The sequence below is a fragment of the Streptococcus sp. IsoGale021 genome, from assembly GCF_031142795.1.
Classification (GTDB): domain Bacteria; phylum Bacillota; class Bacilli; order Lactobacillales; family Streptococcaceae; genus Streptococcus; species Streptococcus hominis.
Map to the genome: position 1 here is coordinate 45697 of NZ_JAKZJH010000009.1, position 12027 is coordinate 57723.

At 39.4% G+C, this 12027-nt stretch carries 11 protein-coding genes; 10 read left to right on the plus strand and 1 reads right to left on the minus strand.

Annotation, left to right across the window (positions count from 1 at the left end; all coding sequences use genetic code 11):
* The first annotated feature begins 37 nt into the window (after positions 1 to 37).
* Positions 38 to 2689 (plus strand): bifunctional acetaldehyde-CoA/alcohol dehydrogenase, encoded by a 2652-nt coding sequence (gene adhE, locus RG565_RS07360; protein ID WP_247937276.1) that lies wholly within the window; start codon positions 38 to 40, stop codon positions 2687 to 2689.
* Between the two features lie 426 nt (positions 2690 to 3115).
* On the plus strand, positions 3116 to 4267 hold the full coding sequence (locus RG565_RS07365; RefSeq protein WP_070497128.1) for an iron-containing alcohol dehydrogenase: 1152 nt from the start codon (positions 3116 to 3118) through the stop codon (positions 4265 to 4267).
* Between the two features lie 283 nt (positions 4268 to 4550).
* Here the strand turns inward: RG565_RS07365 and RG565_RS07370 are convergent, their stop codons facing one another.
* Positions 4551 to 4715: a helix-turn-helix domain-containing protein gene (locus RG565_RS07370; RefSeq protein WP_224785092.1), complete on the minus strand. Its 165-nt coding sequence runs from the start codon at positions 4713 to 4715 to the stop codon at positions 4551 to 4553.
* A 370-nt stretch (positions 4716 to 5085) separates the two neighbouring features.
* Between RG565_RS07370 and RG565_RS07375 the strand changes: the two genes are divergently transcribed.
* The 8 genes from RG565_RS07375 (at position 5086) to RG565_RS07410 (ending at position 12023) form a co-directional block, all read left to right on the plus strand.
* Complete coding sequence (locus RG565_RS07375; RefSeq protein ID WP_247937275.1) at positions 5086 to 5790, plus strand: N-acetylmannosamine-6-phosphate 2-epimerase; 705 nt, start codon at positions 5086 to 5088, stop codon at positions 5788 to 5790.
* A gap of 45 nt (positions 5791 to 5835) precedes the next feature.
* On the plus strand, positions 5836 to 7161 hold the full coding sequence (locus RG565_RS07380; protein ID WP_059221389.1) for an ABC transporter substrate-binding protein: 1326 nt from the start codon (positions 5836 to 5838) through the stop codon (positions 7159 to 7161).
* 141 nt (positions 7162 to 7302) lie between these two features.
* Positions 7303 to 8190 (plus strand): carbohydrate ABC transporter permease, encoded by an 888-nt coding sequence (locus RG565_RS07385; RefSeq protein WP_021001175.1) that lies wholly within the window; start codon positions 7303 to 7305, stop codon positions 8188 to 8190.
* A gap of 16 nt (positions 8191 to 8206) precedes the next feature.
* Complete coding sequence (locus tag RG565_RS07390; RefSeq protein ID WP_247937274.1) at positions 8207 to 9037, plus strand: carbohydrate ABC transporter permease; 831 nt, start codon at positions 8207 to 8209, stop codon at positions 9035 to 9037.
* Between the two features lie 13 nt (positions 9038 to 9050).
* Entirely contained in the window at positions 9051 to 9506 is a 456-nt protein-coding gene (locus RG565_RS07395) for a YhcH/YjgK/YiaL family protein (RefSeq protein ID WP_247937273.1), read from the plus strand.
* 24 nt (positions 9507 to 9530) lie between these two features.
* Positions 9531 to 10178: a YesL family protein gene (locus tag RG565_RS07400; protein ID WP_003041017.1), complete on the plus strand. Its 648-nt coding sequence runs from the start codon at positions 9531 to 9533 to the stop codon at positions 10176 to 10178.
* Between the two features lie 25 nt (positions 10179 to 10203).
* Positions 10204 to 11121, plus strand: coding sequence for a dihydrodipicolinate synthase family protein (locus RG565_RS07405; RefSeq protein WP_247937272.1), 918 nt, complete (start codon positions 10204 to 10206; stop codon positions 11119 to 11121).
* 17 nt (positions 11122 to 11138) lie between these two features.
* Positions 11139 to 12023, plus strand: a complete 885-nt coding sequence (locus tag RG565_RS07410; protein ID WP_003040949.1) for an ROK family protein — start codon at positions 11139 to 11141, stop codon at positions 12021 to 12023.
* Positions 12024 to 12027 lie beyond the last annotated feature (4 nt).

Genomic DNA, 12027 nt, shown 5'->3' on the forward strand with positions numbered 1-12027 from the left:
GGATTTATAAAAATCCTAAAAACCATTGGAGGAACACATGGCTGATAAAAAAACATTAACTCCCGAAGAAAAAAAGTTAGCTGCTGAAAAGCATGTTGACGAACTCGTTCAAAAAGGGCTAGTTGCTCTGGAAGAAATGAGAAAATTAAATCAAGAACAAGTAGACTACATTGTTGCAAAAGCTTCAGTTGCTGCTCTTGATGCACATGGTATCTTAGCAGAACATGCTGTTAAAGAAACAGGTCGCGGTGTCTTTGAAGACAAAGCAACAAAGAACCTCTTTGCCTGCGAACACGTTGTTAACAATATGCGTGGTGTTAAAACTGTTGGTGTGATTGAAGATGATCCTATTACAGGTTTAACGAAAATTGCTGAACCAGTCGGAGTAATCTGCGGCATCACTCCAACGACTAACCCAACTTCAACAGCGATTTTTAAATCATTGATTTCATTGAAAACGCGTAATCCAATTATCTTTGCTTTCCACCCATCTGCTCAAGAATCTTCTGCTCATGCGGCACAAATCGTACGTGATGCAGCGATTGCAGCAGGTGCACCTGAAAACTGTGTTCAATGGATTACACAGCCATCTATGGAAGCAACAACAGCTTTGATGAACCATGAAGGTATTGCAACAATTCTTGCGACTGGTGGGAACGCCATGGTAAAAGCTGCTTATTCATGCGGCAAACCTGCTCTTGGAGTTGGTGCTGGTAACGTTCCAGCTTACGTTGAAAAATCAGCAAATATCCGCCAAGCAGCACATGATATCGTGATGTCCAAATCATTTGATAATGGTATGGTCTGTGCATCTGAGCAAGCTGTGATCATTGATAAAGAAATCTATGATGAATTTGTAACAGAATTCAAATCTTACCATACTTACTTTGTCAACAAGAAAGAAAAAGCGCTTTTGGAAGAATTCTGTTTTGGTGCAAAAGCCAACAGCAAGAACTGCGCTGGTGCAAAATTGAACCCAAATATTGTTGGTAAACCAGCTACATGGATTGCTGAGCAAGCAGGATTCAAAGTACCAGAAGGTACAAATATCTTGGCTGCTGAATGTGCAGAAGTTGGAATTAAAGAACCATTGACTCGTGAAAAATTATCACCTATTATTGCGGTTTTGAAAGCTGAAGATACTGAAGATGGACTTAAAAAAGCTCGTCAAATGGTTGAATTTAATGGTCTAGGACACTCAGCTGCTATCCATACAAAAGATGAAGCTCTTGCAAAACGTTTCGGTACGGAAATAAAGGCAATGCGTATTATCTGGAACTCTCCATCTACCTTTGGTGGTATCGGTGATGTATACAACGCCTTCATTCCATCATTAACACTTGGATGTGGTTCATACGGACACAACTCAGTTGGTGATAACGTATCAGCTATCAACCTTCTTAACATCAAGAAAGTAGGGAAACGTAGAAATAATATGCAATGGTTTAAAGTTCCTTCAAAAATTTACTTCGAACGTAACTCAATTCAATATCTTCAAACTTGCGAAGGTATCGAACGTGTCATGATTGTTACCGATAAATCAATTGAAAAACTCGGTTTTGTACAACGTGTGATTGACCAATTGAATCTTCGTAAAAACAAAGTCACGATTCAAGTCTTCTCAGATGTTGAACCAGATCCAGATATCACAACAGTTCGTCGTGGTGTTGAAGTAATGCGCTCGTTTGAACCAGACACTATCATTGCCCTTGGTGGTGGTTCACCAATGGATGCGGCTAAAGGTATGTGGATGTTCTATGAACAGCCAGACGTTGACTTCGGTGACCTCGTTCAAAAATTCATGGATATCCGTAAACGCGCCTTCAAATTCCCGTCACTTGGTAAGAAAGCACAATATATCGGTATTCCAACTACATCTGGTACAGGTTCAGAAGTAACACCGTTTGCAGTTATCTCTGATAAGGCAAATAATCGTAAATACCCTATCACTGACTACGCATTGACACCAACTATTGCAATTGTTGACCCTGCTTTGGTAGAATCTGTTCCAGCATTTATTGCTGCTGACACAGGTATGGATGTCTTGACACACGCAACTGAAGCTTATACTTCTAACTTTGCCAATGACTATACAGATGGTATTGCTCTTCAAACCATCAAGTTAGTCTTCAAATACTTGGAAAAATCTGTAAAAACAGCTGACCCAGAAGCACGTGAAAAGATGCACAATGCCTCTACAATGGCTGGTATGGCCTTTGCAAATGCTTTTCTTGGGATGAGTCACTCAATGGCGCATAAGATTGGTGCTGTTCACCACACCATTCACGGACGTACAAATGCTATTTTACTTCCTTATGTTATCCGTTACAATGGAACTCGTCCATCTAAAACTACAACATGGCCTAAGTACAACTACTGGAAAGCTGATGAAAAATTCCAAGATATTGCTCGTATGCTAGGTCTTCCTTGCTCAACACCAGAAGAAGCGGTTGAAGCGTATGCTAAAGCTGTTTATGACCTTGGTGTAGCGGTTGGTATCAAGATGAACTTTAAAGATCAAGGTATTGATGAAAAAACTTGGAAAGATAGCTTACATGATATTGCCGTTCTTGCTTATGAAGACCAATGTTCACCAGCAAATCCACGCTTGCCAATAGTTACTGACATGGAAGAAATCATGGCTGACGCCTACTATGGCTATGCAGAACGTCCAGGACGTCGTAAATAGACAGTAAAGTTTGTTCTGATTTGAATCGTTCGTCATTGTACAGACAATGTATTCAGATTTTTAGACCTAAATCAGTTTATCAGTCACATCTCCCTGCTTTTGTAGGGAGATTTTTCTATTTGGAGAGAGTGTTCTTTCTCTTGCTTGGTATTGTATGTGTTTTCCTGTAAACTAGTTGTGAAAAAAGGAGGACGGTCATGTTTCAATTGTTAGTGTTTGATATGGACGATGTCATTGTGGATACAGAAAATCTTATACTTCTCTTTGCCCTAAAAGATCATAATAGACTGATAAGTTTTGAATCTGTAAATTTGATACTAAAATAATGAAAAGTTGATGTTGCAAAAAGCATTATGAGTGTTATAATATAATTGTGTAAGCGGTTTCTAAAATAGATGATATTTATAAAAATAAGGAGGAAATATAATGTCAGTATTTTATGTTCCATCAGTTAATCTTATTGGTTGTGGTGTGATTAATGAAATAGGTGATCATATCAAAGAATTGGGGTATAAGAAAGCTCTCTTGGTGACAGACCATTATATTGCAAGCAGTGACATTTTACCTAAGGTAACTGCACCACTTGATAAGGAAGGCATTGAGTATGTCGTTTTTAGTGATGTTGAGCCAAATCCAACTGTTAAAAATGTTGAAGATGGTTTAGCTGTTTTGCGAGATAATAATTGTGATTTTATTATTTCACTTGGTGGTGGTTCGCCACAAGATGCTGCAAGTAGTATTTCAATTCTTGCAACGAATGGCGGGCGTCCGCAAGATTACGAAGGTGTTCACAAATCAAAAGAAAAAGGCTTGCCGGTTGTAGCAATCAATACGACAGCAGGCACATCAGCTGAAATCACGATTAACTATGTTATTACTGACGAAGAGCGTAAAGTGAAAATGGTTATGGTTGATAAGAATAGCCTTGCACTCCTGTCAGTAAATGATCCAGAATTGATGATTTCAAAACCAAAAGCTTTGACAGCTGCAACAGGTATGGATGCTCTTACACATGCGGTTGAAGCTTTGGTAACACCAGGTGCGTATAATGTGACGAAAAAATTGTCTATTGGTGCAATTGAGTTAATTAAAGAATTTTTACCTCGTGCTGTTGAAAATGGCCATGACATTGAAGCACGTGAAGCTATGGTTAATGCGATTTTCCTAGGTGGTATGGCCTTTAATAATGCTGGGCTAGGTTATGTACACTCTATGGCTCATCAACTTGGAGCAGTTTACAATCTTCCTCACGGTGTTTGTTGTGCCATGCTTTTACCAGTTGTAGAGCGTGAAAATGCAAAACGTGTGCCAGAAGCATTCCGAAATGTTGCAAAAGCTCTTGGTTTGCATACGGAAGGTAAAAGTGATAAAGAATGCGCTGATTATGCCATTTCTGAAATTGAAAAATTATCAGCAACTGTGGGCATTCCGAAAAAATTGACAGAACTGGACATTAAAGAAGAGGAATTTGACTTTGAATACCTTTCTAAAAATGCACTCATTGATGCTTGTGCACCAGGAAATCCATTTATGCCAACCTTAGAAGAAACGATTGCTCTTTACAAAGAGTTGTTTTAAGTGCTGATTTGTCGTAAAAATAAAAAAGCGAGATAGAACTAATATTTGAAAATTTTTAGTTAGTAGTTTCAACTTCGCAAAGTTGTTCAATAGCCTCTCGGGCTGTCAAAGTGGTGAATGAAGAGAAACGCAGTTTTCGTCAAAAATACTCATCTAAGCTTGAAAAATGACTAAGGAGTGGTTTGCTTTGCTGTAACCTTAAAGAAGTATTTAGATATTAGCTACTACGTCAAAAGCTTTTTGCTATTATAAAATAAGGCAGGGATAATATTGTCTCTGCCTTTTATTTGCGTTCGTCTTTTGGGGAATGTCCAAAATAGGTACGATATTTGTCATAAAAGTAAGTTTTATTTGAAAATCCAACACTTTGTGCTACCTCGTAAATTGGCATACGTGTAGATAGGAGAAGATGTTTAGACGGACGCCAGGACAATACCGAAAAGAACACCAGCAATGAGAAAATTTTAAACTTTTATTCAAAAGCGACTCTGGATGATACTCCTGAAAAAAGCATTCCCTCTTGCTAATTCTATTATAGGGTCTCCATTCTAGACAATTCTTGGGGGGAGATAGCATTCGCAGAGATGCAGTCTTTGTATACCTCAGAGGCAATCCGCAATGATTATAGCGTCATGTTAACAGAGCTATCGTTCTGGTTGAAACTACTTTCAAGATTTAAGAGAAAAGTAATTGTTATTAGAAATTAGAACCAAAATCTCATATATTGTTGAAAGCGCTTCAAAAAATAGTTATAATAACATCGTGAGATTGAAAGCGCTTTAAAAATCGATCTACAATAGCAAAGGAGAAGGCTGTCTATGGCACAAATGACAAAAGACGAGCTGATTGCCAAAATAAAAAATGGCATCATTGTTTCCTGTCAAGCCTTGCCACACGAACCGCTATATACTGAAGCAGGTGGGATTATTCCCCTTTTGGTGAAAGCGGCTGAACAAGGAGGAGCTGTTGGCATTCGAGCTAATAGTGTTCGGGATATTAAGGAAATTAAAGAGGTTACTTTGTTGCCGATCATCGGCATTATCAAGCGGGATTATCCACCTCAAGAGCCATTTATTACCGCAACGATGCGAGAAATTGATGAACTAGCAGCTCTGGATATTGAAGTAATTGCTTTTGATGGTACAAAGCGGGAACGTTTTGATGGTTTAAAGATTGCGGATTTCATCAAGCGAGTGAAGGAAAAATATCCTCATCAATTGCTCATGGCAGATGTGAGCACCTTTGAAGAGGGTGTGGCTGCAGCAGAAGCAGGTGTGGACTTTGTAGGGACAACTTTGTCAGGTTACACCTCTTATAGTCTGCAATGCGAGGGACCAGATTTTGATTTGGTAAAAAAATTGTGTGATGCAGGTTTGGATGTTATCGCGGAAGGAAAAATTCACTACCCAAGTGAAGCGAAAACCATTCATGACCTAGGTGTTAGAGGAATTGTAGTAGGTGGTGCCATTACGCGTCCAAAAGAAATTACAGAGCGTTTTGTTGCAGCAGTAAGTGAAAAGTAGGAACAATTTTATCTTAAAAAGGATGACAATAAAAGGAGAAACAATATGAGGATGAAGAAAATACTTTGTTCGTTAGTTGCAGGAGCTGCAATTTTATCTTTGGCAGCATGTGGAAATTCAGGTGGTTCAAACAAATCAGCTGATTCAGGAAATTCTTCTGGCAAGACAGAGATTACTTGGTGGGCTTTTCCAGTTTTCACGCAAAAAAAGGCCAGCGACGGTGTTGGTACGTATGAAAAAGAAATTATCAAAGCCTTTGAAAAAGCCAATCCAGATATTAAAGTGAAATTAGAAACTATTGACTTCAAATCTGGTCCAGAAAAAATTACAACAGCTATTGAAGCAGGAACAGCACCAGATGTGTTGTTTGACGCACCAGGACGGATTATTCAATATGGTAAAAATGGTAAATTGGCAGAATTGAACGATCTCTTTACTGATGACTTCGTCAAAGATGTCAACAACGATCAAATCATTCAAGCAAGTAAGGCTGGTGATAAAGCTTACATGTATCCAATTAGTTCTGCTCCGTTTTATATGGCATTTAATAAGAAAATGCTGAAAGAAGCTGGTGTAGAAAACCTTGTAAAAGAAGGGTGGACAACAGCTGATTTTGAAAAAGTGTTGAAAGCCTTAAAGGCTAAAGGGTATACTCCTGGCTCGCTCTTCAGTAATGGTCAAGGTGGTGACCAAGGAACACGTGCTTTCATTGCTAATTTGTATAGTGGTTCTGTTACAGATGATAAAGTGACAAAATATACAACAGACAGTCCAAACTTTGTTAAAGGGCTAAATAAAGCAGTTAGTTGGATTAAAGATGGTTTGATGACAAACGGCTCTCAATTCGATGGTGGAGCAGATATTCAAAACTTTGCGAATGGGCAAACTTCTTATACTGTTCTTTGGGCACCTGCGCAAAAAGGCATCCAAGCTAAACTCTTGAAAGCCAGTGGCGTTGAAGTTGTTGAAGTACCATTCCCGTCAGACAATGGCAAACCAGCTCTGGAATACCTTGTAAATGGTTTTGGTATCTTTAACAATAAAGATAAAAAGAAAGTGGAAGCTGCTAAGAAATTTGTCAAATTTATCGCTGATGATAAAAAGTGGGGACCACAAAATGTTGTTCGTACAGGTGCTTTCCCGGTTCGTTCATCATTTGGTAAATTGTACGATGACAAACGAATGGAAACAATCAGCACTTGGACAAAATATTATTCACCATACTACAACACTATTGATGGATTTGCTGAAATGAGAACGCTCTGGTTCCCAATGTTGCAATCTGTTTCAAATGGTGACGAAAAAGTTGAATCTGCTTTGAAGACCTTTACAGAAAAAGCAAATGAAACCATTAAAAAAGCTCAAAAATAAGTAATTGAATTCTCCCCTTTTTCTGTCGTCAGTTATGTATAAATAGGAAAAGGGGAATTTCTATAAAAGGATAAAAGCGGGAAAGAACTCAAAAAGCTTTAAAAGAGTTGGTTTCCCTCTAATCTAAACGAGGTGCTTGATGTGAAAGTAAATAAAATAAGAATGAGAGAAACCTTGGTATCCTATGCCTTTTTAGCACCAGTTCTATTATTCTTTATTGTCTTTGTATTAGCGCCGATGGTGATGGGATTTGTAACGAGTTTCTTTAATTATTCTATGACATCCTTTTCATTCGTTGGATTGGACAATTACTCACGAATGTTTAAAGATCCAGTCTTTATCAAATCTCTCATCAATACGGTGATTATTGTGATTGGCTCAGTGCCAATTGTTGTGCTGTTTTCTTTGTTTGTAGCGTCACAGACCTATAGTCAAAATGCGATTGCACGCTCTTTCTACCGTTTTGTCTTCTTCCTGCCGGTGGTAACAGGGAGTGTAGCGGTAACCGTTGTATGGAAATGGATTTACGACCCACTGTCAGGAATTTTAAACTTTGTACTAAAGTCAGGGCATGTCATCAATCAAAACATTTCCTGGCTGGGAGATAAGCATTGGGCTTTAATGGCGATTATTGTGATTTTGCTGACAACTTCTGTCGGACAACCCATTATTCTCTATATTGCTGCTATGGGAAATATTGACAATTCATTGGTGGAAGCTGCGCGTGTTGACGGAGCGACAGAACTGCAAGTTTTCTGGAAGATTAAATGGCCGAGCTTACTTCCGACAACGCTTTATATTGCGATTATTACTACGATTAACTCTTTCCAATGTTTTGCCTTGATTCAGCTATTGACATCTGGAGGTCCGAATTATTCAACCAGTACCTTGATGTATTACCTTTATGAAAAAGCTTTCAAGTTATCTGAATATGGTTATGCCAATACCATGGGGGTATTTTTAGCTGTCATGATTGCTTTGATTAGCTTTGCCCAATTCAAGATTCTTGGAAATGACGTCGAATATTAAAGAAAGGAGAGACAAGATGAAACAGAAAAAAATAAGTGCCTTTACGGTTATTTCAACGATTATTCTATTGGTATTGACCGTTCTCTTTGTTTTCCCTTTCTATTGGATTTTGACCGGAGCCTTTAAGTCTCAACCAGATACGATTGTCATTCCGCCTCAATGGTGGCCTAAAATGCCAACACTGGAAAATTTTGAGCAGTTAATGGTGCAAAACCCAGCCTTGCAATGGATGTGGAATAGTGTCTTTATCTCACTAGCAACCATGTTTTTGGTCTGCATTACCTCTTCTTTAGCAGGTTATGTTCTAGCCAAAAAGCGTTTTTATGGTCAACGTATTCTTTTTGCGACCTTTATCGCTGCCATGGCTTTGCCTAAGCAAGTTGTGTTGGTTCCTCTGGTTCGTATTGTCAATTTTATGGGAATTCACGATACATTGGCTGCGGTTATTTTGCCACTTGTCGGCTGGCCTTTTGGTGTCTTTCTCATGAAGCAATTTAGCGAAAATATCCCAACAGAATTGTTGGAATCTGCTAAGATGGACGGTTGTGGTGAGATTCGTACTTTTTGGAATGTAGCTTTTCCGATTGTGAAACCAGGTTTTGCTGCCCTTGCCATTTTTACCTTTATCAACACATGGAATGACTACTTTATGCAATTGGTCATGCTGACATCGCGGCAGAATCTAACTATTTCACTAGGGGTAGCAACAATGCAAGCTGAAATGGCAACGAATTATGGTTTGATTATGGCTGGTGCTGCTATGGCAGCTGTTCCGATTGTAGCTGTCTTCTTAATATTCCAAAAATCCTTTACTCAAGGTATTACCATGGGAGCTGTGAAAGGATGAGGAGGCTGACCAAATGATTTTCGATGAATTAGAAAATCTCGCCCACTACAAAGGTATCCATGAGCATTTGGATTGTGCCATTGATTATCTCCTGACGCACGATGTAAACGATTATGATTCAGGACGGTATGAGATTGACGGAGAAAAAGTATTTCTGTTTGTACAGGAAAATGAATTGTGTTCTGACACGACAGATGAATTTGAATTTCATCACCATTATCTAGACTTGCATTTGCTTTTAGCAGGGCATGAAATCATTCGATATGGCAACAGGGTAAAGGAAGTGAGAAAACCGTATGATAAAAAGAAGGACATTGGCTTTGTGACTTGTGAGCAATCTCTTCCATTTTATTTGGATAAACAGAATTTTGTTCTATTTTTACCCAATGAGCCGCATCAGCCCAATAGGTTTGCTGGTAAAGGTGATACGGTCAAAAAATGTGTCGTAAAGGTTTTGCTCAACGATTGAAATAACTAACGAGGAGGTAGAGTCATGGAAAAGAGAGGTTCTCAGCTAATACAAAGTATTTTTGATACAGATAATTTCTTTATGAGAATATGTGAGAAAATATTAGATTTGGTGACTGTGAACTTGCTCTTTTTGCTGTCCTGCTTGCCAATTGTTACGATTGGTATTGCAAAGATGAGCTTGTATCAGACTTTGTTTGTCATCAAAGATTCGCGTCGCGTAAAAGTCACAGCAACCTATGTGCAGGCTTTTAGAAAAAACTGGAAAATTGGTTTCAAACTCGGTTTGCTAGAGTTGCTGATTGTAGGTATCAGTCTATTTGACCTCATGCTCTTTTGGCGACAAGAGACGCTACCATTTCAAATGTTAAAAGCAACTTGTATCGGTGTCATCATTTTTACTAGTTTGCTGTTTTTATGTGTCTACCCTTTGGCAGCTAAGTTTGAAATGACGATAAAAGATATGTTGCAAACGGGTCTTATCATGGTGAGTTTGCATTTCCCGTGGTTTTTTTTGATGATAGCCTTATTAGCTGCAATCATCTTTTTCCTCTCTAGTTCAGGATTTGTGTTGCTACTAGGCTTTACTCTTTTTGTATTAGTCGGTTTTGCAGCCTTAGGATTTTTGCAATTGCCCATCATGGAAACTATTTTTAATAAGTACAAACGATAAAATCAATCAAATTGGAGAATAAAATATGAGAGATTTAAAAAAATACGAAGGGGTCATTCCGGCCTTTTATGCCTGCTATGATGACCAAGGTGAGATTAGTCCGGAGCGTGTGCGGGCTTTGGTAGAATATTTCCTTAAAAAAGGAGTTCAGGGCTTGTATGTCAATGGCTCGTCTGGGGAGTGTATCTACCAAAATGTTGCCGATAGGAAATTGATTTTGGAAGAAGTCATGGCGGTGGCAAAAGGGAAACTAACGATTATTGCCCACGTTGCTTGCAACAACACTAAGGATAGTGTGGAATTGGCACGCCATGCAGAAAGTTTGGGAGTAGATGCTATTGCGGCTATTCCGCCGATTTACTTCCGCTTGCCAGAATACTCGGTTGCCCAATATTGGAACGATATTAGCGCAGCTGCGTCACAAACAGACTTCGTGATTTACAATATTCCGCAGTTGGCAGGTGTAGCTCTAACGCCGAGTCTCTATACAGAAATGCTCAAAAATGAACGCGTGATTGGTGTGAAGAACTCTTCCATGCCTGTCCAAGACATTCAAACCTTTGCAGCACTTGGTGGAGAAGACCACCTCGTCTTTAATGGTCCAGATGAACAGTTCTTAGGTGGTCGCCTGATGGGAGCAAGAGCAGGTATCGGCGGAACGTATGGAGCAATGCCAGAGCTTTTCTTGAAGCTCAATCAATTGATTGCCGACAAAGAATTGGAAAAAGCAAAAGAATTGCAATTTACCATTAACGCTATTATCGGGAAATTAACAGCTGCTCATGGAAATATGTATTCTGTCATCAAGGAAGTCTTGAAAATCAATGAAAATCTGAATATCGGTTCTGTCCGTTCTCCATTAACATCAGTGACAGACGCGGATCGTCCGATTGTAGAAGACGCGGCGCGTTTGATTCGTGTAGCTAAGGAAACGTTCTTGTAATAAAAAAGAGGTGGATTATGGGGAAATATATTGCCATTGATATTGGTGGAACAAATATCAAATATGGTCTGATTGATGATACCGACACCTTGCTGGAAGCGCATGAAATCCCAACAGAGGCTCATAAGGGCGGTCCAGAAATTTTACACAAGGTAAAGGGAATTGTAGCACGTTATTTAGAACAAATTCCAGTTGCTGGGGTTTGTATCTCCTCAGCCGGAATGGTCGATCCAGATAAAGGAGAAATCTTTTATGCTGGCCCTCAGATTCCAAATTATGCTGGTACTCAGTTCAAGAAAGTGGTAGAAGAAACATTTGCCGTTCCTTGTGAGATTGAAAATGATGTCAATTGTGCTGGCTTGGCGGAAGTTATGTCAGGCAGCGGCAAGGGAGCGAGCATTGCGATTTGTTTGACGATTGGAACGGGTATCGGTGGTTGCTTGCTGGTGGACGGTCAGGTTTTCCACGGTTTTAGTAATTCGGCCTGTGAAGTCGGTTATGTGTATCTGCCAGACGGTGCTTTCCAAGATGTGGCTTCAACGACTGCCATGGTCAACTATGTAGCAGAGCTTCACGGAGAAGATCCTACTATGTGGAATGGACGCCGCATTTTCAAAGAAGCGACCGAAGGAAATGCACGTTGTATCCAAGGAATCGACCGCATGGTCAACTATTTGGGGCAAGGGATTGCGAATATTTGCTATGTGGCTAATCCAGAAGTGGTGATCTTAGGTGGCGGCATTATGGGTCAAGAGGCCATTCTTCGTCCTCGAATTGAGACTGCTATGAAAGCTTGTCTGGTACCAAGTATTGCTGAAAAAACCAAGCTCGCTTTTGCTCATCATCAAAATGCTGCAGGGATGTTTGGAGCTTATTATCACTTTAAAAATAAACATCATTAACGAA